The organism is Bacteroides sp. NSJ-39 (genome assembly GCF_014287315.1).
GTDB lineage: Bacteria > Bacteroidota > Bacteroidia > Bacteroidales > Bacteroidaceae > Bacteroides > Bacteroides finegoldii.
The window spans coordinates 24,627-48,057 of record NZ_JACOOB010000024.1; the positions used below are offsets into that span (position 1 = coordinate 24,627).

The window sequence follows — 23,431 nt, forward strand, 5'->3', positions numbered from 1 at the left end:
AACATGAATAGAATGGGAGAGAAACCTAAATTTGCCTTTCTTGGCAACAGTCACATGGCATTTTGGGCATTGGATGTCTACTTTACTTCCGGAGTTGACTCTCGACGATTTACATTTGAATGGCAGGGGTTACAGTATTTTGTCAGAAGCACTGAAACGGGCTTCCGGTTTGTAAAACATACCTAAATACTTCATTCCTTGCTTTTATTTATAAATTTGGTGGCATATCAGTTTATTTTTCCTATTTTTGTTCCCAATTTAATAGTAAATAACCCCCATAAAAACGATAAGACTTATGGAAAAAGTAATTATCAATTCGTATGAAGAATTCGAAAAACTAGTAGGCCAACAGATAGGTGTTTCCGATTATGTGGAACTCTCGCAGGAACGTATCAATCTTTTTGCTGATGCAACGCTGGATCATCAATGGATTCATGTAGATACGGAACGTGCTAAAGTAGACAGCCCTTATCATAGCACGATTGCTCACGGCTACCTGACATTATCCATGCTTCCTTATTTGTGGAATCAGATTATCCAGGTGAATAACCTGAAAATGATGATTAACTACGGCATGGACAAAATGAAATTCGGTCAGGCTGTATTGTCAGGACAGAGCATCCGTCTGGTGACTACTTTGCACTCGCTGACTAATCTGCGTGGTGTGGCAAAAGCGGAAATTAAGTTTGCTATCGAAATAAAAGACCAACCAAAGAAGGCGCTGGAAGGAATTGCTGTATTCCTTTATTATTTCAATTAATGGCAAGCTGTTAAAGAAACAGATTTTATCCCCGGAAATGATCGAAATACGTCTCAAAAGTTAGATACAAAAACTTTTGGGATGTGCTTCAGATGGATCGTTTCCGGGGATAATTTTATCCTTTTACTCCCATAAATCTGAACGGCTGTGCCGGTTTAAACTCTTTCGTTGCATTTCACGGGGGATTCAACCGATGCGGATTCCTCTCGCAAAAGCATATTCTCAAAACAATAATGTTCCATTTATGTTTTATAATAAAGCATTGATATATGAAAATGAAAAAGATTTTAGCAGTTTTATTAATCCTGTTGCTTATACTTATTCTGGTTTTGATAGTACGGACCGTAACTTATAAATTTGGTAAAGTGCCCAAGAATGCGGATGATAAAGAACTGGTGAACACAGCTCCTTCGGAGCAATCAGTACGTCGTTTTGTCGGAGGAATACGAATCCCGACAATCAGTAATGAAGTGTATGAAGAGACTGATTTCAAGCCTTTCGATGAATTTATGAAGTACCTGGTCGATTCTTATCCGGAGGTATATAGGGTGATGGATGTAGATACCATTAATACATACGGGCTGGTGTTTCATTGGAAAGGCAAGAACAGTGATCTGAAACCGATATTATTCTTGTCCCATTACGATGTGGTTCCGGTAGTCGGATATGATCCGTTTACGGTGACTGTTGCAGATACGGTTTTCCGGTTTGACGACAAACCGTTGCCTCCCATCAGGACTTATTCGGAAAAGTGGGATTATCCTCCCTTCTCAGGAGCTGTTGCAGGCGGACGCATATACGGTCGTGGAACACTTGATATGAAATGTATGCTCTTCTCTCTGATGGAGGGAGCGGATAACCTGATAGCCGAAGGCTTCCAACCGGAAAGAGACATCTGGTTTGCTTTCGGGCAAGACGAGGAAGCGAGCGGACGTCAGGGGGCTTTCAAAATTGCCGATTATTTTAAACAGAAAGGGCTACGCTTCAGTGCGGTTTATGATGAAGGAGGCATCATTGCAGCTCCCGGTTCGGCAATAGAATCCATACAAGAACCGTTGGCATTGGTGGGAGTGGGAGAAAAAGGCTTTCTGACCTTGCGCCTTACGATAAAAGGGATGGGAGGGCATTCTTCGATGCCACCTTCAAAGAGTTCTCTGGTGTATGCTGCAGAAATCATAGAGAAGCTGAATGACAACCAGTTCCCGGCAGAAATCATTTCTCCCATAGCAGCATTTTTCGATAATGTAGGAGAGGAAATGGGATTCTTTTCGCAGATGGCGATAGCCAATCAATGGCTACTCGAACCGCTACTGCTGAAGACTATGGAAAAATCTCCCGCCTCCAATGCGCTGGTACGCACTACAACCGCCATCACGATGGCTAAAGGCAGTGATGCGGCCAATGTATTGGCTTCGGAGGCTGAGGTTACTGTAAACTTCCGCATTTTGCCCGGTGAATCGGTTGCCGGGGTGATAGAGCATGTAAAGAAGTTGTGTGAAGGTTACGATGTTGCCATTCATGTGGTATCGGAACGTGAGCCTTCAAGCATCTCTCCTGAAAACGTTAGAGGCTTCGAGATTATCAAGGAAGAGATGGCAAAAATATATCCCGCAGCTATCGTTACCTCTTATATTACGATCGGGGGTACCGATTCCTACAAATATCAGACGGTGAGCGATGACATCTACCGTTTCTTGCCTATTTGTCTGAACCAGTACGAACAGCGTACGATACATAACGAAAATGAGTATATATCCCTGGAGAATTTTGGGAAGATGCAATGGTATTTTAAGGAACTGATGAAGAATTATTAGTTCTTCTTTGCCTTGATTGCCTTCAACGTGTTTTTGCGCACAGAGCGGATAGCGGGAACCAGTAATTCGGGTTCCATGATTTCCAGCATTGTGCGCAATTCTTGTTGAAGCTCCGGGATGAAACGGGTCAGTTGGTAAGCAAGTTTGATGCAAAGTGACTGCACTCCGGGCGGTTCCTGCCGGGATACCATACGCTCTATGCAGAAATCCAGCAAGTCCACCCGTGGAGGGTCGGCTAGCGGTTGCTGACATAGCAGGTTCAAGAGCATTCTTCGTTTTCCTGAATGCGGGCAGGTAAGCGTTGCATCAATCAATTCATTTTGTTTCCCGCTCAGCCATTCTACTTCCGGTTTCGAGAAATGGGTACAAACCCACAGTGCCTGGTAAGAGACGATGCTGTCCTCATCATATATCAACCGGTAGATTTCTTCTCTGAGGCGTTCGTCGTCTTGTATGTAATGAAGTATCTCTCTGATATTCTCGATGTGTACACGCTCAGATAGTCTTGCACGCAGGTTCATATGGCTCTCGTTTTTTTTTGGGGGGGGAATGAGTTGTTTTTACTTGTTGCCGTTCTCTGCCTCCGGCAGTTGCAGATGGAGAATCGGATAAGGCTTGCCCATACCGTCTGTTTCATCTCGGCCTATGATCCGGAATCCCATGCGGAGATAAAATCCGAGTGCTTTGTCGTTCTGCTCGTTTACGTCTACTTTATTTATCTGTTTTCTCCGGGTGGCGTATTCCAGCAATCGTCTGCCATATCCTTTTCCCTGTTCGCCGGGGCTTACGAACAGCATTTCGATGAGTTCGTCGCTCAGTCCCATAAAGGCGACAATCTTTCCATTGGTATTGCGGATGATATACAGTTCTACAGCCGATAAGTAGTGGTTGCGTACCAATGGTTTGTAGAATTGGATATGCTCTTCCGTGAGGAAGTGATGCGTATGGCGTACGGAATCTTCCCATACTTGCAGAATCTTGTCGTAGTCTTCCGGAACAGGTCGGCATATATTAGGCAGATAATAGCACAGGTGATCGTATATATTTCCGTTGTAGGTAAGTTCCGCCTGATGCAGTACACCTTCACAGATAAAGCCGTTGCGTTCCAATACTTGCTGAGACCGCTTGTTGTGCGGATAACAGTTGGCGGTGATAAGGCTGAGCTGAAGTTCGTTGAAACCATAATTAAGCACAGCTTGTACCGCTTCCGTCATATATCCTTTTCCCCAGTGAGGCTCGTCGAGCCAGTATCCCAGCATACGTACTTGCGGGTTCTCCCGCTTCGGGTCGGGGACGATGCCGATGGAGCCGATGAGCTGTCGTGTGTCTTTCAGTGTTATAGCCCAGATATCCTCCTGACCGATAAACACGTTCTGGAGGATTTCGCGCGATTCTTTTATCGATTTATGGGGAGCCCATCCGGCATTATTGCCCAGATTCGGATTCTGGCAACAAGCGAAGAATGTTTCTGCATCATTTTCCCGAAAAGGCCGGATGAGTAAGCGTTCCGTTTCAAACGAACAATCATCCTGTGGTTCGTCTGCCTGCGGGGGGCATACGCATTCTATCCGGTTACCGTCAGGATCAAGAACTACACTTTCGAAATAACCATCTCCCGAAGTACGTGGCTCGCCTGCTATGATGTATCCCTCGGAGCGCATTTGTTCCGTGAAGCGAAGCACTTCTTCTCGGCTGGGGAAGGTGAAGGCAAGATGCGTCAGCCCAAGACGGTTCTCTTCTATCGGAGTATTTTGTACGTCTGTCCGGCTCATCAATTCCAGAGAAGGGCCTTCTCCGAAAGAGATGAAATAGGACTCGAATCCTTTCTTCGGATTGATGTATTTTTCATTACTCGTTCCACCCAGAAAGCGGACATAGAAATCTTTTAATTCTTCCAGACGAAAAGTCCAGATAGCGATATGATGTAGTTTCATGCTGATTTTAATTTTTGTCTTTATCTTTATTGTTATCGTTGTTGTCGTATTACTTTGTTGTCCGGATTACATATTTATAGACAATGCGGGAAATATCAGCGATAATCTTACTGTTTTCCAGACTGCTTTCCGCAGAGTCTTTCACGAAAACGGCTATACTGTATGCGTGTCCGTTGGGTAGGAGAACGAAGCCAATGTCATTGCAGCCTATCTGCTGTCCTTTCGCATTGAAATCTCCCGTTCCTGTTTTATGTCCTACGGTTACCCCTTTGCCTAGTAACGGGGCAACCAGACGGTCCTGCCCGGTCTGGCATTCTACCATTGTCTGATAGATGAAGTCTTTGTAGGCTTCATCGAACAATGTTTTGCGGCGGAATATTTCCAGTAATTTGGCAGCAGCCAGCGGTGTGCTCCAGTTGCTATAGCAGAGGTTTAAGTCTTCGTGCATATCGTTCTCTGTATGAGTGATCTCGCAATCACGAATCCCCAGTGATTGTATATACCGGTTGACAGAATCCGGCCCGCCTTGATAATTGAAAAGAATATCACAAGCATTATTGTCGCTCTGTTGCAGGGTGTATTTTAATAAATCAGCGATACTCATTTCGAATCCTCCCTGTGGAAACTGATCTCGCAACGGACTGTATGTATTCGGTTTTAAATCTGATTTCTTAATTGACAACAGAGTCCCTAGCGGCAATCTCTTTTTATCCATATAATCGGCCAAAGCCACTGCCTGATGGAACTTGAAAACACTCATCAGCGGATATTGGATGTCGTTATTCACAGTGACTGTATCTTTTCCATCGATAATAACGGCAATCCCTATTTCCGCCTTTTTCCCTTTAATAGCTTGTTCTAACAGTGTCTTGAGCTGGCTCTGTCGGGCAAAAAGGAGAGTCGGTATCAGACAGAGAAGAATAATGAATGAGCGCATAATCTATTTTTTGTTAAACAGGTTTCTTGTTTCTTGTTGAAAGCACAAAGATATGAATACTAAACTTAGAGACAAATTCTTATTCAATAATAGTAATGACACGATAGATTTTTTTACTTTTGTAAGTGAATAGGCTGAGGTAGTCTATTGAAGCAGTAAACATTATTAAAAGACAAAACTAATATGAGTACTTTTCGTTCCATAGAAGAACTGGTCAAGAGTCTCGACCGGGAGAAAGAGCTCTTGAAAGAAATGTTTGCTAAACGGAAATCTCTTTCGTTCCGTTATGATTATGCGCTTGAAATGACGGAGTACAAAGAAGAGCGTATCCGCTATCTGATAGACTATGGAGTTATCCGGGACACTGGCGACTTTCTTGAAATGGAGGATATTTATCTGAAATTCTTTGAAGACGTGCTCGAAGTAAATGAAGAAATCAATGTATCTTTCGTGCAGGATTACCTGACACGACTGAATGAAAACATTGACTATTACTTGAAAGAGAATAACGAACAACGTAAATACAACTACCAGCGTGAAGTGAAACGCTGCCTGAAAAACATCGCTCTGACTACAGTCCGCAATGTGATGGACTTGAAAAGGAACATGGATAATACTTATAAGAACGAACCGAATTATAAGATAAAGAAAACCAAACTCGTCCGGCTTGATGAGAAACGGAATAATATTGCTCTACTGATTCGTAAAAGTGAGGAATTGATAGACTACGGACAGCCTGTTTTCTTCCGGGTGGCGATGGACGTACAAATGCGGAATGTAGTAAGCGACGTGAAACTACAGCTGAACGATTCATATCACAATCTGATTGAAATCCAGAAGCAAATTATCCATTACCTGAATCTCATTGACTATCAGAATCGTATTTTCGAGAAAGTAAAGAAACTGAAGTATTTGAAAGATCAGTTTCTGTTGGAAGAACATACCAGTATCCGTTCGGTTGCAGCGCAAAAGAATCCCGTCTGGATGGAGCCGCAGGTCGGTTATCGCATCAAGCTTTCTATTGATAATCTACGGACTTCCGATGAGGCTTTTCAGATTTTGAAGAAACTTGTCGCGCGGCAGAGAAATTCTCCGAAAGGAATGAAACAACTGGCAGATGCCATTCCGGAAGGATACCTGGATGGGCAGTCGCAAATGATAGATACCGTAAACTTGCAGGAGGTGCATAATTCATTTATGGCGTCCAGCACCCATCTGTTCTCTTTTGTGATGAACTATCGCTACCGGAAAGAGGTGACACGTGGAGAGAAATTAATCTTTTTCTGCCAATTGGCGTCACAGTATGCCGACGAACTTCGCTTTACGGATACTTATGAAATCTCCGATGAGGTGGAATACCCTTTAATATATGCCAAATGATGTATGCTGAATGCTAAAAACAGATGACTATGAAATATACTGAAGAGATATTTAATATACTTAGCAAAGGGGGATTCATTTCTTCCAATAGTGTCTCTACCCAAGTGAAACGCTTGTATGATGCCATTGAGGAAGATTTGCCCGATTATTATGATTACTACAAAGGCATCGGTTTTTATCTGGAAGGTGGTGATAGTTATTACTACTTTACCCGCAAGGAATCGAAAGTCGATTTGGAACGTAAACTGGAAGCAATTCAGAAGTGGATTGATTACTTGAGTTTCCTGAAAACCTATCATTCGGCATTTGGCCCGGGCTTTCTGTTCCGTGCTGCTGATATTGAGATTCAGATAGGATGCGATATCGAACTGAAAGAAAAGGCAACCAAACTGTTTTCGGATAAGAAGAAATATGATGAAGTAGTCGGCAAACTGCTGAAAGAACTGGAGAGTATAGGACTGATAGAGAAAGAAAACGAACTTGACGGGACGTATAAAGTATTGTCGGCTTTCCATTATATGGAGGACTTGGTTGATTGTATCACAATTTCAGAGGAGGTGCAAGATGAGATACCTGAATAAGATTATTTTTCTGAACAGTGCCCATATTCCGTATGCGGAAGTGAAGTTGGATGGGAACGTACATTTTATAGGTACGCAAGGTGTCGGTAAGAGTACGCTGCTCCGTGCCATCCTCTTCTTTTATAATGCTGACAAACTAAGACTGGGTATTCCGAAGGAGAAGAAAAGCTTCGATGCTTTTTACTTTCCATACGCCAATTCTTACATTATCTATGAGGTGATGCGGGAGAATGGGGCGTATTGTGTGGTAGCTGCCAAATCCCAGGGACGGGTGTTTTTCCGTTTTATTGATGCGCCATTCCAACAGGACTGGTTCATTGACGAACACAATGTGGTACATTCCGAGTGGGGACGCATCCGCGAACATATCGGTTCGAAGATTCAGATTACTGCACAAGTGACTAGCTATGAAATGTATCGGGACATTATTTTCGGTAATAACCGCAAGCATGAAATGATACCCTACCGCAAGTTTGCCATTGTGGAAAGTGCAAAATATCAGAATATTCCCCGTACGATACAGAACGTCTTTTTAAATTCCAAACTGGATGCTGACTTTATAAAAGATACCATTATCCGTTCGATGAGTGATGAGGATATCTCTGTCGATTTGGACTTCTATCGTAGCCAGATAAAGGAATTCGAGCAGGAATACAGGGACGTGATGCTTTGGTTTACAAAGAACAAGAATGGAGAAGTGCCTGTCCGGAAGATGGCGGAGAAAGTAATGAACGCCTATCGTGACTTGATTTATACTCAAAAGCAGATTGGTGAAGGGCGTGCGGAGCTTAACTTTGCAGAGAAACAGGCTTTGCATGAGATTCCGTTAGTGAAGGAAGAACAGGCTAAAGCGGAGACGGAACGTGAACGGTTGCTGCGGCTTATGGGTGAACTGCAACAAAAGTACACCAATGAGCGTGATGGCTTGATTAGGGATATAGGTATAATAAACGATTTGCTCAAAAAGATACGTGAGAAACGTCTGCATTACGAGCAGATGCAGATTGAAGAAATCATCAAACGGGTATCTTGCGAAGAATTACTGATTCAGGAACTTGAACAAGTCCGGAATATGAAATCGGAACTGACAAGGGCTTATGAGGACGTATTGAGTAAGTACCGATTGCTGTTTGAGAAACTGGAAGCTGATTTCCGTACTTTTGAGAATAGCCAGCAAGCACGGATAAATGCTCGGAATGCGGAGATTGCCGGCAAGCAGGAAGAATTGATGCAACAACTTCGTGTGGAAGAAGAGAAAGTAAGGGCAACGCAAGAAGAGAAAGTGCAGACTGTGGATAATCGTATCCGGCAGTTGCGCGACGAACAGGCACAGTGTAACATGAAACTTCAAAAGGTGAAATACGAACATCCCCATCAAAAGGAAATGTCCGATTGTGAAGATGGGATTAACGAACTGCGCAAAAAGGACAAGGAACTGGAACATAGCATCCGTCAGCAACAGGGAGAAATAAAGCAGTTGAGACAGGAGTGTGAATGGAAAGTGAAAGAATTGAAATGGGAATTTCAGACAAAGATGGAGACCGTTCGTAAAGAACGGAGCGCGATTGAAGAACAGTTGCAAACATTGGATGCCTTGATTGAGAAACGAAAAGGTTCTTTGTGTGAATGGCTGGAGAAGAACAAACCGGATTGGCAGGAGACGATAGGCAAGGTGGCGGATGAGGAACTGGTGTTGTACAACAATGAACTGCAACCTCAATTAGTGAATAAGGAAGCTACTTTGTTCGGCGTTTCACTCAATCTGACAGCAATCGAGCGTTCTGTCCGCACTCCCGAGGAAATGAAGCAGGAGCGCGACAGGCAACAAGCAGCCCGGCAACTCTGTACCGACCGTCTCACCCGACTGACGGAAGAAGAGGGGGAAGCTGTTTCTTCTTTGGAGAAGAAGTATTCGAAGCAAATACATAGTATTTTGGAAGAACAACATCTGATGGAAGCCGAGCGAATGCAGATTCCTGCAAAATTGAAGAATTTGCAGGCTGATTACGCCTCATGGAAGACGAAGGAAGAGGAATGGAAAAGAGGATGTACCGAAGAATTACAGGCGCAACTGAATGATATCGGTCATCGTCTTTATGTGGCGGAAGGCGAGAAGGAGAAGCATTTGGCGGAACGGGAAAAACTGTTGAAAGCTTGCCGGAAAGTGTATAATGATAGCAGGACGGAACTCCGGAAGGAACTGGAGGAGTTTGTTGCCGGCATTCAGCAAGAGATAGAGCGGATGAAACAGCAAACTGCGGAGCGGAAAAAGGAATTGAAGCAGGCGCAGGAGAATGAATTGAATGGAAAGGGTGCTGATACGGTCACTATCCGCAAGTATGATGACAGGCTTGCCGAAATAAATAAAGAATTGGATTATATAGGTAAATCCCGCCCACAAGTTCTTTTTTATGAAAGAGACAAGGAGGAGCTGTTTGATAAAGAACCTGCTACGCGAAGCAGGAAGAAAGAACTGGATGCGAAGCTAGTTGCATTGGACGAACGTTTCGCTCTGAAAAAGGAGAAGTTGCAGGTTCAGAAAAAAGGGGCGGACGAGCATCTCGAGCGGATTGGCAAAGAATTGCACTTATTGGAGGACGGGTTGAATAAAGTGGATATGTTCCGGAAAGATGAAACTTTTTGTCCGCCTTCTGTGATAGAAATAGGAGAGAAGCCTACTCGGAAAAATTGCGATGTTATTGTGGAAGAGTTGAAGTCGCTCATCGTATCCACTATCAGAAAAACAGAAGAATTCAAGAAAGCGGTGACGCAGTTCAATGGAAACTTCTCGTCAAAAAACACGTTTCATTTCCGTACGGAACTGGTTGGAGAACAGGATTACTATGATTTCGCTTCCAATCTGTGCGAGTTTGTAGATAATGATAAGATTTCCGATTATCAGAAACATATCAGTGAACGGTATACGGATATAATCCGCCGGATTTCGCAGGAAGTGGGAGGACTGACCCGTAATGAAAGCGAGATACACAGAACAATAAAGGATATCAACGACGATTTTGTCAAGCGGAATTTTGCCGGAGTAATAAAGGAAATAGCTCTTCGCCCGCTTCAGAGCAGCGATAAACTGATGCAGTTATTGCTGGAGATTAAACGGTTTAGCGATGAGAACCAATATAATATGGGAAAGGTTGATTTGTTCTCGCAGGATTCCCGTGAAGATGTCAATGCGGTGGCTGTCCGGCATTTGTTGTCGTTTATGAAATTCCTGCTTGACGAGCCGGGACGCAGGCGGTTGGCGCTTGCCGATACATTCAAACTGGAGTTCCGCGTGAAAGAGAATGATAATGACACGGGATGGGTGGAGAAGATTGCCAATGTAGGTTCTGACGGCACGGATATTCTGGTAAAAGCAATGGTCAATATCATGCTGATTAATGTATTCAAAGAAAAGGCGTCACGTAAGTTTGGTGACTTTAAAATCCATTGTATGATGGATGAAATAGGCAAGTTACACCCCAACAATGTGAAAGGTATTTTGGACTTTGCCAATTGCCGGAATATATTGTTGGTAAACAGTTCTCCCACTACTTACAATGTGGAAGATTATCGTTATACCTATTTATTGAGTAAAGACGGGCGGTCAAATACACAGGTTGTCCCATTGTTAACCTATAATAAGATAGAAAAATGAGTGGCAGTTTATTTACATTGGCAATGGCGAGGCTAGTTCTGAAAATGCTGGGCGGCGAGCTCATACCTTACACAAAGTTTGATGGACTGATAGCAAATAGATTAATGGATGAGGGAATTATCACTATTGTTCCCCGAGGGAGTAAGCGTAGTTTTCGTATGATTGATCCGGAAGGATGCCGTATCTACATCTCCCAGAATTATACTTCCGGCATGGAGCTGGAAGATTGGATTGAGATGAAGAACTGTCCGGATGAAGTGTCACGTTCGGAGCAAGTGGCGAAGGCGGGGGACTCTAAATTGAGATATACCCGTACGTTCAAAGGTTTTCTCCTCAATTGTTATACGCCTATAGAAGCTACGTTTCATGGCGAACCATGTGTGCTTTCTCCCTTGCAAGGCACTTCTATTTTCATGCAGGATTACGAATATTTCCGTATTCCTGAAGATGTTGTAGTAGTGGGTATAGAGAATGGAGAAAATTTCCAACATATCCGTGCCCAAAAGTACTTGTTTGAAGGAATGAAAGTTCTTTTCGTGTCCCGTTATCCGCAATCGAAGGATTTGTGTAACTGGCTAAAGATAATTCCCAATCGCTATATTCATTTCGGAGACATAGATTTGGCTGGCATTTCTATCTTTTTAAATGAATTCTATGTCAAATTGGGCAACCGTGCGGAATTTTTCATTCCTGCGGATGTAGAGAAGCGTCTCAAGGACGGAAATCGGCAGCTTTATGATAATCAGTATTTGCGTTATCGGGCTATGTTGGTTTCTGACGCACGTTTAAGGCCGTTGGTGGCAATGATTCATAAATATGGGAAAGCGTATGAACAAGAAGGATATATAAAGTATTAAATTAGTCATATGATTACACTGGATAATTTTGAGAACTTTGTCCCCTATAAGATATTGATGCGCGGGGAAGAGTATTATGATACAGATGCCGTTTCCGAACTGAAAGAAACCTCACCTGGTGAATGGACTGCAACCGTAGAGGGAACGGATGATTATAATGTAGAAATATCTATGAACGGAAAGGAAGTAGAATCCTGGTACTGTGATTGTCCGTATGATGGAGAAATCTGCAAGCATGTCGTGGCAGCACTTCTGGCAATCCGTGATAATAATAAACGAGTAAGTCGTAGTGCATTTTCAAAAATGAGAATAGTTACAAAGGAAGAAGAGGTTGTACAACCCGATGTGGACATCAAACAATTGCTGTCATTCATTAATCCGCAGGAACTTTCTAAATTTATCAGTGAGTATGCCTCAATGAATCCGGAATTTAAAATAGCGCTTTTGAATTATTTTAATAGTTAAGGAATGGTCTCCGGTACCAAAGACTTGTGTATATCAACTTTATTATAAGTTTTTTGTATCTTTGTTGCTAGGGTATGGCAAAGTTCGTACCTTTGTAAAGTTACAAATAAGAATGATAATGAAAAAGTCTATAAAACGTTTACCCAAACGTACACAGGAAAAATTGACAGTCTTGCTGGATTTATAATTGTATTCTGATGGTCTTTACGAACTATCGTCCGAAGAGTCATAAAATCAAAGAATTTGGTGGGATGGTAAAGCGTTTCTCACAGGAATTGACAACAGTCTTTCCTCAAAATACAGGTTCAGAAAAAGAATGTTTTGATTTATTATGCCGTTCTTACATAGAAGCTCGCTATAACAAAGATTTCAGTATCTCACAAGAACAACTAGAATACCTTATTTCCCGTGTAGATATTCTGAAAGATATTACTGAACGCTTGTGTAAGGAGAAGATTGCGGAATATGATACAATGACTGAATAATTGTTCCCTGTGAAATAAGTCGGTGTCACATTTATAACTTGAACTCAGAATTCAGCTCTCTATGAAATGAAAAAACAAAATATATCTGTCATCTGTCACAGACTATAATCTAACTTGCAGAGTATAAGTGCTTAATGCTGTGACAGCACAAGGTGACAGCAGTGTGATAGCAATAATGCTGTCACCTAAAAAACAAAGACAAAATAAAGTCTTTGTTTGAAAATGAATAGTATTAGCCATAAATGGATAAGTCGTTCATTTTATTACCCCCGTACTTATGAATTGTGTCCTGCCTTGAAACCAACAGTTTCAAGGTGCGAAACTGTTGGTTCTGCGGTTTGAAACTTTAGTTTATACGCTTGAAACTCTAGTTCCAATTACTTGAAACCATTGGTTTCTCACCGATGAAACTCTAGTTTCCCTTCGCTGGAACTGTAGTTTCAAGCAGAGAAAACTAATTTGTCCCGTAATTAGGTGGTGACAATCCCGTTTCTTTCAGCTAAAGAGATGCTTGATATATCAATAATTCTCTGTATTAAAAACTTGTTTTCTTTGCTGGTTTCGGATATTATGATTAATTTAGCAGTCTCAACGATCACAAAGACGCTGACAAAACAAATTATTATCAAATTAATGAAAATTACTCAATTTCGTAAGAATGAAGATACGATAGCGCTCAGCGTAATGGATCTTGATATACTGGTAAATAAGATAAAGACAGAAATAAAATCCCGTCCTGTTTCTACATTCAGAGAACATCTGCGATATACCCTTTCCGATGAACGGTGTATGTTTGCCGATAAACTGCCCAAGATAATTCCTTCCGCTGAATTCCGTAAAGTAAACGGTCAGAAACAGATGAAAAACTACAACGGTATTGTAGAACTAACTGTCGGTCCCTTATCCAATAAGTCGGAAATAGCTTTAGTGAAACAAAAAGCCTGCGAGCAACCACAAACCCGTTGTGTTTTCATGGGTTCAAGTGGCAAAACGGTGAAAATATGGACTACCTTTACCCGACCGGACAACTCGCTTCCCAATACACGGGAAGAAGCGGAATTATTCCACGCCCATGCTTATCGATTGGCTGTGAAATGTTATCAGCCCCAGATCCCATTCGATATACTTCCCAAAGAACCGACTTTGGAACAATATTCGCGATTATCCCACGATCCGGATATCATATATCGTCCGGATTCAGTCCAATTTTATCTCTCTCAACCATCATCAATGCCCGAAGAAACCACTTTCCGTGAAGCGGTTCAGGCGGAGAAATCTCCATTAACCCGTGCCGTACCGGGATATGATGCGGAAAATGCCTTCCTGATGCTTTTCGAAGCCGCTTTTCGGAAAGCGTATGCCGATCTCCGGGAAGCGGGACTCGAATTGAGCGAAGACACATGGCATCCTTTAGTTGTCCAACTGGCTAAAAACTGTTTTGCTTCGGGACTTCCGCAAGAAGAAGTTGTGAAACGTACTGTTTTCCACTTCTATATGTATAAACAGGAAGAGCTTATCCGGCAAATGATTGGCAATATATATACTGAGTGCAAAGGCTTCGGTAAGAATATCAGCCTAAGCAAAGAACAGCAACTCGCCTTGCAGACTGAAGAATTTATGAAACGCCGCTATGAATTCCGTCATAACACTCAAATTGGTGAGGTAGAATATCGTGAAAGGCTTTCTTTTCGTTTCCGCTTCAATCCTCTCGACAAACGTGCGCTGAACAGCATTGCTTTGGATGCGCAAATGGAAGGCATCCCATTGTGGGACAGGGACATTAGTCGTTATATTTACTCCAACCGCGTCCCTGTATTCAACCCGTTGGAAGATTTCCTCTACCGGCTTCCCGCATGGGACGGTAAAGACCGTATTCGTGCATTGGCAGCCACCGTCCCTTGTAAGAATCCGTATTGGATGGATTTGTTCCACCGTTGGTTCCTCAATATGGTTTCTCATTGGAGAGGAAGCGATAAAAAGTATGCGAATAGTGTTTCGCCCTTACTTGTCGGACCGCAAGGGACACGTAAATCCACCTTTTGCCGGAGCATAATGCCCCCTTCCGAGCGTTCCTACTATACTGACAGCATTGATTTCTCCCGAAAGAAAGATGCCGAACTTTACCTCAATCGTTTTGCACTTATCAATATCGATGAATTTGACCAGGTGAGTTCGACACAACAAGGCTTTCTGAAACATATTCTGCAAAAGCCTGTATTGAATGTGAAGAAACCTCATGGCAGTGCCGTGCTTGAAATGCGTCGTTACGCCTCATTCATAGCCACAAGCAACCAAAAAGACTTGTTGACCGACCCTTCCGGCAGCCGTCGTTTTATTTGCATCGAAGTGACCGGAGTGATTGACACCAACCGTCCGATAGACTATGAGCAGCTTTACGCACAAGCTATGTACGAATTGGAACATGGCGAACGTTACTGGTTCGACCAGGAGGAAGAAAAGATCATGGTGGAAAACAACCGTGAATTTGAACAAGTCCCGCCGGAAGAGCAACTTTTCTTCCGTTATTTCCGTGCCGCACAGCCTGAAGAAGGGGAGTGGTTGTCTCCAGCGGAGATTATGGAAGATATTCAAAAAGGCAGTTCAATCCCGATGTCTGTCAAGAGGGTTAATTCCTTCGGAAGAATACTGAAAAAGCAAGAAATACCTTCCAAACATACGCGTAGCGGTACACTCTATCATGTTGTAAGACTAATAACCAGGTGACGGCAAAAATGCCATCACCCTGCTGTCACCTTTTGCTGTCACAGTCTTATCGGTTCATTACTAAACTATTAACCCCTAAACTGTGACAGATGATAGCAACTTACCAAATATATTCTTCTGTGTAACGTTGGTAAGTTGGTTCTTCTTTTATCCCTTTATTACGGAATAGTTGTCTGATGTAGGCTTGGTCTTTAGGCATAAGCCCCCGTTCTCCGCGATAAAACCTATAATATCCTGTTTTCCCATAGTGTCCTACCAATTGTATTCTGATACTGACTGCATCCTCATAAGGGATTCTGTCAAGCAACCGTTTTAGTCCCCATGCCACATGAACTTTGACAGCAGTCTTGAAACATTCGCACTGATTCCCATCCGCAGGATAACGTGCCGGATTAATGATAGTGATATATAGGTTGTCGGCTGTATCAAGTTGTGTAGCTATGTGGCGCAGGCATTTGGGGGCTTGTGGACATTGAGCGTTGAAGCAACGGGCAAAATTGTAGGGGACAGACAGGCTGTCGGGTTCTTCTTTCATTTTGTAGGGTTTATTTTATTTGTGAAATACTGTTGTAAATATAGCAAACAGAATTCTTCACAAAAGTAGGACTTTATTTTGGGAATGGGAAGCGTTGGGATTGTTTTATTTGTATGTAATGGGGATTTCTTATCAACATTTGATAATTAGGGATACTCAATACATATCCCTAATTATTTGCAGCAAGGTTTCTCTTTCTTGTTTAAGGTTCTTTATCTCTATTTTTAGCCAATCAATCTTTTTGTTTTTTGAGGAAATCAATTCATCTACAACTTCCTTAGGGAAATAATTGTTATAAACGAAGTTGAGTGTTTTATAAAGGTTATCTATTGTAATTAGGGGGGGATAGCGAGACAAATATTTGTTTATAATCTTATAAATATGGGATTCATCGGATGATGCTTAAAATACACAATGAGTCTATATGTGTTTAATGTATCTTTATATAGCTTATTATTTCATCTAATTGGGATGCAATATTTTTGAAATCTGTATATAAGTCGAGAGTTTTGACATAGATTCTATTTCCACATATACTGGTTTCTAAATCAGGAGTAATTTCTTCATTAGTTTTTGCATATAAAAGCATACCTGCAACATTGCTTGAATTTTGTATATCATAGTTTTTTACATAGGTGAAAATTTGGTATAAGTTGTTAGAATGAAGGGTTTGTTTGTTATATTGTTTTTGCATTGTTTGCGAATAATATTTGGTGTCAATAATAAGCGTTCTTCCATTGTATTCTAGCATGATATCTGATTGCATACATGGAAGTAATTCTAGTGCTTTGTTATCGGATTGATAGTCAATATTCCATTTTATTCGGGAAGTACTGGTCTTTAATTCAGGATGTTCTGTTTTGTAATATTCTAATACAAATTTCTCATAAAGCCGATGCATATATTCATCAGAGAAAGTTGCCATGTGATATTTACCATCTTCAGTTGTCTGTAGTAAACCTTCTAAAACAAAATAACAAATATTCATCAGCATCTTATAGGTCTGATTATTACGTTGAAAATAGAGTGTATTCCACTTTACGATGGATGGTTCAATGGTATTAATGTTGACGAAGAATGGTAGGACTTTCTTTAATTTGTTTTTTCGTTCTTTGGCTACTATCTTTTCTTGGAGAAGAATACTGATTGTAGTTTTTAATATTTGGTTAAATATATTATTTTCTGATAGTTCATCAAATTCGCATGATAGGATCTGCTGACATTGTATTCTATGTTTAATAGTTTTTGTTATGTCAATTTTCCCTTTCATTGTAGGTAGTGATTCTGTTCTTGGTACATATTCACGATATAATCCTTGTTTTAGTTGATACGAAATACCTCGCGATAGGATTTCTGCAAACAAGTCTTCTATATGCTCGAATTTTTCAGAAGCTATACTTGCATAGTTGTTACGCTTAAGTACCTGAAAGGCATAAGCTAGCATGTAATAAATATTTTTAATTAATATATTTTTGTCATTTGTCATTAGAATAAGCTCTTTAGTTCATTTTCCCAAAAATCAACTTTTTGTTTATCATCAAACCAATATTCATGTAACATAGGAATAATGTCATAGAATATAATTTCTTTTACTCTATCACAAGATTCTAATCCACATAAATAGCTGTGTCCTATTTGAAATCCGTCACCGAGTGATTCATCTCTGGATATTTCATCATTTAATCTCTTGATCGTTTCAATTAATTTGTCGAAAGTGGTATTATGTAATTCATTTTGGTACTTTTGGAAGCCGATTGAACCAAATCCAGGTTTCATGTTGTAGAAACAGAATCTTCTTCTCAATGCATAATCAATCATAGCCAAACTGCGATCTGCGGTGTTCATCATACCTATGATGTGGAGATTGTTTGGCACAGAGAAAAGTTCTCCATTGTGTGCTAATGCTATTTTAACATTACGGTAATCTTTTTCAATTAGCATTAATAATTCTCCGAATATTTTACTCATATTACCACGATTGATTTCATCAATTATGAAAAAATAATCGTGTTCTGGATCATTTCCGGCAGTAATACAAGATTTGTAAAATATTCCCTTTTTTAGTTCGAATTTTTCTTCTTGAGGTTTATAACCCATAACAAAATCTTCGTATGAATAATTTTGATGGAATTGGACTATTGAGATTCTTGAATCATCTTTTTCTCCCATTATTGTATAGGCCAGTCGTTTGGCAGAGTATGTTTTACCTACTCCCGGGGCTCCCTGCAATATGATATTTTTTTTGTATTTGAGTATACTTTTTAGGGTTTTGAGTTCTTGTTCATCAAGAAATACGTCATTTAGAAAATCTTCATCTGTGTATCGGCTGATATTTTCATTTGTTCGTTTAATAGGATTTGTATCTCGAATTATATCCATAATGAAATCATATTCATTTTGGGTAAGTTTGAATAAACTGCCATTAGGATTAGCGAAGAACTCCATATTATTGAGTTCCTCGCAGTTTTTTAAAATCGAATAATCAATAGGATAAGTAAGCGATTCTGTCTTTTGGAAATAGATAAGTTTTCCATCATTCTTTTTGTAAATCTTAGCAAGTGCAACTACTTGTTTGGTAGGAGTTGCTTCATAACAGATTGCTATATCACCAGCTTCTGCATCTAAGAAATTCTGGAATACACGGCGTTTATTTCCATTGTCATTGTATAAAGTGTAAGACTGAATTTCTCCTATGCTCCAATTGGACAAACTCCACATTTGAGGATTAGCATTTAGCCACCAGTAGTGAAGTTTGGAAGTAGAGGGAGTTAAGGGAGGGATGTCTTTTTCTTGCTTTTTTCCTGCTATCTGAAATGTTTTTTGACTTTTCTGATTATTCTTATCTAAGAAGTATAGAAAATCTACAGTAGTAGTTGTTAATTCGAGATCAGGATCACAATTCGGAGTGCGAGTGAGGACATCAGAAAGCATTGCTTTCAGTTCTGTATCTTGTTGCAAAATCCATTTGATTTCATTATATAATTCGTATGCTTGCAATACAGTATTGGGAGTAGCACCTTTTTTGAAGGTGTAACTAGTATTTAAAATTTGAGATACTCGCGAGAATTCCCTTGGTTTAAATATGTAATATCGTTCTGGATATCTAAGCCATAAATAGGTGCTTATTGTTCTATAATCTTGAAAGTGATTTCTCCAAGTGCTTTTGTATTTCTCAAGTATAAAGTCTGATTCTTTAATAAATTTATAAATTCGATCGGAAAGGGGAATATGTTCATTATATAAATCAATAAACATCTTTCTTACATCTTCAGGGGCAACCATTGCGAAATTCTTTATCATGCGTCTAGGAAAATAATGTTGTGCTCCTAGAAGATTTTGAGTTTTCGAAAGAGAAGTTTCAAGCATTTGTGTGAAATCTGGGGACTTGATATCCCAATGGGATTGAAACCAGCTTACTGCTTCCCATTTATACTTTTCATCATTCCAAGAGGAGAAGAAATTTGCCTTATAATCTTTTATTTCCTTCTCTAACTTATTTATGTCTATATTCATAATAGGGTATTTTTATTGTTGTTCTTTGGGGTATAATATTCAACTCTTTCATCTGCCGCCATTGGAGGATATGTTTCGTTATGAAAATCATATTTTCTAGTTTCGTTGAGTAATGAGTTGTAATTATCAGAATCATTATCAGTCCATTGTTCACATTGATGAATAACTGTTTCCAGTGCATTTTCAGCTTCTTCTGGTGGATATTTGTATTTTTTCAGAAGTCTTTTTATCATACGACGCATCCCTGCTCTGGCGGATTCTTTCTTCTGCCAGTCGATTGTACGATTTTTGCGTAGGGCGTCTGTTAACTCCTTTGTCATCGCAACTAGTTGTTCGTTCGTATATATATCTTGTACTGCTCTCGGTTTGGTCAAAGCATCGTAAAATGATTTTTCTTCTGCAGTAAGTCCTAATTCATTGCCTTGATTTTCTGATTCCGAGATTTCTGCAGCAAGCTTTAATAACTCTTGAATGACTTCTTCATTAGTAAGTAATCCTTTCAAATAGTTAGATAATGCTCTGTTTAATAAATCAGAAAACTTTTCCGCTTGAACTAAATTAGTTTTTTGATATATGGTAACTCTTTCCGCCAAAAGTTTCTTTAATAGCTCTATTGCTATATTTTTCTCTTTCATTTTGGATATTTCTTCCAAGAATGCTGCGTCAAAAATGGAGAATTCGGCTTTTACATCCGAGAATAAATTGATTACACCTTCACTTTTTACACTTTGTTTGATAAGTTCGCCAATACGGGCGTTTATTTCTTTTTTGGAAACTTTACCTTTGCCTGTCATTCTGGATAGTAATATGCGTACTGTCTCAAAAAAAGCTGCTTCATAGCGTTGTTGCTCATTAAGCAGGCTACGGCATAATGTGATTGAACTATGTAATAAGGATGATTCCTTTTGGAATAGTTGCATTTTATCATTCTTATTACTGTCCATGAGGAAGTTGACTCCACCTTTGATAATTTGTGCACGATCGTTATCAGTGCCGGATTGGAATTTGCTATAATCAAAACCGTGGAAGATATCTCGGCAAACTTCCAATTTCTCTTGAAACTTAATAAGAGCAGTTTTTTTGATATCGGGATTGCCGAATCTTTTTTGATCTCGTACTGTATAATCGTGCATTGCTTGTTTCAATGCTTTGGCTATCCCGATATAGTCGACAACAAGACCACCAGCTTTATCATTAAAGACGCGGTTCACACGAGCTATTGCTTGCATGAGATTGTGCCCACTCATTGGCTTATAGACATACATTGTCGCCAGAGATGGTACGTCAAAGCCTGTAAGCCACATATCTACGACTATGGCTATTTTCATAGGGTCATTGTTGTCTTTGAATTTCTTGGCAAGTTCTTTCTTGTATTGTTTGTTGCCAATAATGTCATGCCACTCTTCCGGATCTTTATTGCTGCCTGTCATTACCACCTTCGCTTTATCAGTCCAGTCGGGGCGAAGTTCTAAGATTCTATGATAGATACTCATTGCGATAGGGCGGGAATAAGCGACGATCATTGCTTTTCCTGTCAATTCAAATTGCCTGTTTTCTTCATAATGTTTTATAATATCCTTGCACAATGAATCTATGGTAGCAGGTGCGCCAAGTATCTCTTCAAGGTGTGACATTTGTTTTTTACTCTTTTCTATCTGTTCTTCAGTAGCACCTTCTGACGCAAGTATTTCATATTCGTCATCTATTGCTTTCAATGTATCTTTGTCAAGATTCAGGTTGATGACACGAGATTCATAGTACACGGGACAAGTTGCACCATCGGATACTGCTTGTGTCATATCGTAGATGTCGATATAGTCGCCGAACACTTCTGTTGTATCTCGATCTTTAGTAGAAATGGGTGTTCCTGTGAAACCTATAAAGGACGCATTGGGTAATGAATTATGTATAATTCTTGCAGTACCGATTGATATTTTTCCAGTTTCTTCGTTTACTTTTTCTTCAAATCCATATTGTCCTCGATGTGCTTCATCGGTCATGACTACAATATTTCGTCTTAGAGAAAGAGGTTCGTCAGATTCTTCAAACTTCTGCATTGTAGTGAATATTATTCCGTTGGCTTCTCGTCCGGCTAATAGTGATTTTAAATCTTCCCGGCTTTTTGCTTGTATGGGGATTTGGCGCAAGAATTGTTGGCATTTGGAGAATTGAGTATAGAGTTGATCGTCCAAATCATTCCGGTCGGTAATAACTACTATAGTTGGCTGACTTAATTCATCCTGAAGAAGATGAGCGTAAAATACCATTGATAGTGATTTTCCGCTTCCTTGCGTATGCCAGAAGACTCCGATTTTTCCGTCACCTTGTGTTGCCTTTTTAGTTCGTTCTACTGCTTTCTTCACAGCAAAATACTGATGATAGGCGGCTAAAATCTTTGCAGCACCTGATTCTTCTTTAGAAAAACAAATGAAATTCTTGATAATGTCAATGAAACGTTCTTTTATGAATATTCCTTCAAAAAAGGTATCATAATCAATAAACTGGGAACTTTCATATTTTCCGTCTTTGGTTTTCCATTCCATATAACGGTCTTCATTGCTGGTGATTGTTCCTGCTTTTGAGCAAGCCATGTCACTCATTACGCAAAAGACATTATATACGAAAAGTGAGGGAATTTCTTTCATGTAATTACGTAACTGAAGATAGGCTTCAGATACATTTGTTTCTTCTCTTGATGGAGATTTTAACTCAATCACAACGAGTGGCAAACCATTGACAAATAGGATTATATCAGCGCGCTTTTCTGAATTTTCAACGAACGTCCATTGATTAATAACTTTAAAGTCATTACGTTTGATGTTTTTGTCATTGTAATCTATCAGGTAGATGATATCGTTACGTTGTTCTTTTCCGTCGAAAAAAGAGACTTCGATTCCATGTTGAAGATAGTCCATGAAAAGCTCATTTTTCTGTGGCAGGCTACCTATTTCGATATCTTTTAGTTTAGATATAGCTTCGTCAATTGCCGGGCGAGGTTTTCCATAATTGATAGTGGTTAAACTTTTAATTAATTGTTCTTCATAAAAAGGTACATAATAGTCCCGTTCAATATTGGGACCATATTGATGCTGATAGCCTAAGTTCTCGAAGAGAGCTATCAATGCTTTTTCATAACTACCTTCTGTAAATGACATATTTTCGTTCTTTTTCTAAGTTATCTAAATATGAAAAATATATTTCTTTGTATGCTTGATAGTCTTGTTTATATAATGCTTCGGAAGCAGATAAAATAACTCCACCTAATTCTAGAGGATTTTCTTCGTCAAACAGTTCGTTAAATTCTTGGCAGTCTTCATAATGTATGCGTGAGTCTCTTTTACTTGCATGATTTATATAATAATGTATAATAAACCCACCTAACACATCTGTTATTTTGTATGCCAGTAAGGACATTGTTGTACTCATTGAGACATGGTTAATGTCTTGACCGTGAGACGCAAATCCGGAAATATTTCTTATTTCCGCTAGTTTTTGGGAGACTGACGCTATTCTCCTGACGAGTTCACATAAATCATCTTTATAGCATTCATTTGTATCTATCAGACAATTTATTGTTTGCTTTACCAAAGCTTGAAATTGCCCATAGTTGTCGTGTTCGATATTTTGATTAGTAAGTATTGTTTTGCAAATGCTTTCAACTAGGCTTTTACAGGTTTCTATACATAATGCAGGATTCGTTTCAACTGTCTTTTCGATGGTTGAAATGTGAGTTTCAAAGTTGTTGAAACTTGGTGTTTGGTTAATATATTTTCGAATCCAAAGCATAGTGAATA

General features: G+C 40.0%; 15 protein-coding genes and 3 pseudogenes. 10 read left to right on the plus strand and 8 right to left on the minus strand.

Annotation, left to right across the window (positions count from 1 at the left end):
- Positions 1–82: 82 nt before the first annotated feature.
- From H8S63_RS20430 to H8S63_RS18100, 3 genes and pseudogenes are all read left to right on the plus strand, one after another.
- Positions 83–175, plus strand: a pseudogene (locus H8S63_RS20430) (SGNH/GDSL hydrolase family protein); the annotation flags it as partial.
- A gap of 120 nt (positions 176–295) precedes the next feature.
- Positions 296–760, plus strand: coding sequence for a MaoC family dehydratase (locus tag H8S63_RS18095; protein ID WP_004308264.1), 465 nt, complete (start codon positions 296–298; stop codon positions 758–760).
- Positions 761–1,029: 269 nt separating this feature from the next.
- Positions 1,030–2,574: a M20/M25/M40 family metallo-hydrolase gene (locus tag H8S63_RS18100; RefSeq protein WP_186927566.1), complete on the plus strand. Its 1,545-nt coding sequence runs from the start codon at positions 1,030–1,032 to the stop codon at positions 2,572–2,574.
- Here the strand turns inward: H8S63_RS18100 and H8S63_RS18105 are convergent.
- Genes H8S63_RS18105 through bla form a run of 3 tightly spaced genes read right to left on the minus strand, consistent with a single transcriptional unit; the run spans position 2,571 to position 5,445 of the window.
- Positions 2,571–3,095 carry a hypothetical protein gene (locus H8S63_RS18105; RefSeq protein ID WP_022275971.1) on the minus strand — a complete coding sequence of 175 codons (525 nt, stop codon included), beginning with the start codon at positions 3,093–3,095 and terminating at the stop codon, positions 2,571–2,573. The two genes, H8S63_RS18100 and H8S63_RS18105, sit on opposite strands and share 4 nt — an antisense overlap.
- A 39-nt stretch (positions 3,096–3,134) precedes the next feature.
- Positions 3,135–4,508: a GNAT family N-acetyltransferase gene (locus tag H8S63_RS18110; protein WP_186927567.1), complete on the minus strand. Its 1,374-nt coding sequence runs from the start codon at positions 4,506–4,508 to the stop codon at positions 3,135–3,137.
- Between the two features lie 49 nt (positions 4,509–4,557).
- Complete coding sequence (gene bla / locus H8S63_RS18115) at positions 4,558–5,445, minus strand: class A beta-lactamase, subclass A2 (RefSeq protein ID WP_186927568.1); 888 nt, start codon at positions 5,443–5,445, stop codon at positions 4,558–4,560.
- 183 nt (positions 5,446–5,628) lie between these two features.
- On the opposite strand from bla, the gene H8S63_RS18120 reads away from it, so the two are divergent.
- The 7 genes and pseudogenes from H8S63_RS18120 to H8S63_RS18150 all read left to right on the plus strand — a co-directional run bounded on the left by H8S63_RS18120 (position 5,629) and on the right by H8S63_RS18150 (position 15,589).
- Entirely contained in the window at positions 5,629–6,825 is a 1,197-nt protein-coding gene (locus tag H8S63_RS18120; RefSeq protein WP_004320669.1) for a hypothetical protein, read from the plus strand.
- 29 nt (positions 6,826–6,854) lie between these two features.
- Complete coding sequence (locus H8S63_RS18125; RefSeq protein WP_186927569.1) at positions 6,855–7,406, plus strand: hypothetical protein; 552 nt, start codon at positions 6,855–6,857, stop codon at positions 7,404–7,406.
- Complete coding sequence (locus H8S63_RS18130; protein ID WP_186927570.1) at positions 7,390–11,058, plus strand: ATP-binding protein; 3,669 nt, start codon at positions 7,390–7,392, stop codon at positions 11,056–11,058. Before H8S63_RS18125 ends, H8S63_RS18130 begins: the two co-directional genes overlap by 17 nt.
- A complete protein-coding gene (locus H8S63_RS18135) occupies positions 11,055–11,915 on the plus strand; it encodes a hypothetical protein (RefSeq protein ID WP_128858939.1) in 861 nt (286 codons plus the stop codon). The genes H8S63_RS18130 and H8S63_RS18135 overlap by 4 nt, the downstream gene beginning before the upstream one ends.
- Positions 11,916–11,924: 9 nt before the next feature.
- Positions 11,925–12,371, plus strand: a pseudogene (locus H8S63_RS18140) (SWIM zinc finger domain-containing protein); the annotation flags it as partial.
- A gap of 188 nt (positions 12,372–12,559) precedes the next feature.
- Positions 12,560–12,865 (plus strand): annotated as a pseudogene (locus H8S63_RS18145) (DNA-binding protein); the annotation flags it as partial.
- Between the two features lie 633 nt (positions 12,866–13,498).
- Complete coding sequence (locus tag H8S63_RS18150; protein WP_186927572.1) at positions 13,499–15,589, plus strand: BT4734/BF3469 family protein; 2,091 nt, start codon at positions 13,499–13,501, stop codon at positions 15,587–15,589.
- A 100-nt stretch (positions 15,590–15,689) separates the two neighbouring features.
- On the opposite strand, the gene H8S63_RS18155 is transcribed toward H8S63_RS18150, so the two are convergent.
- From H8S63_RS18155 to H8S63_RS18175, 5 genes are all read right to left on the minus strand, one after another.
- Positions 15,690–16,124 (minus strand): DUF6078 family protein, encoded by a 435-nt coding sequence (locus tag H8S63_RS18155; protein WP_120067484.1) that lies wholly within the window; start codon positions 16,122–16,124, stop codon positions 15,690–15,692.
- A 430-nt stretch (positions 16,125–16,554) separates the two neighbouring features.
- On the minus strand, positions 16,555–17,610 hold the full coding sequence (mcrC, locus tag H8S63_RS18160) for a 5-methylcytosine-specific restriction endonuclease system specificity protein McrC (RefSeq protein WP_186927573.1): 1,056 nt from the start codon (positions 17,608–17,610) through the stop codon (positions 16,555–16,557).
- Positions 17,610–19,637: an AAA family ATPase gene (locus H8S63_RS18165; protein WP_186927574.1), complete on the minus strand. Its 2,028-nt coding sequence runs from the start codon at positions 19,635–19,637 to the stop codon at positions 17,610–17,612. Before H8S63_RS18165 ends, mcrC begins: the two co-directional genes overlap by 1 nt.
- Complete coding sequence (locus tag H8S63_RS18170) at positions 19,634–22,792, minus strand: type I restriction endonuclease subunit R (protein ID WP_186927575.1); 3,159 nt, start codon at positions 22,790–22,792, stop codon at positions 19,634–19,636. The genes H8S63_RS18165 and H8S63_RS18170 overlap by 4 nt, the downstream gene beginning before the upstream one ends.
- Positions 22,773–23,423: an abortive infection family protein gene (locus tag H8S63_RS18175; protein WP_186927576.1), complete on the minus strand. Its 651-nt coding sequence runs from the start codon at positions 23,421–23,423 to the stop codon at positions 22,773–22,775. The genes H8S63_RS18170 and H8S63_RS18175 overlap by 20 nt, the downstream gene beginning before the upstream one ends.
- Positions 23,424–23,431 lie beyond the last annotated feature (8 nt).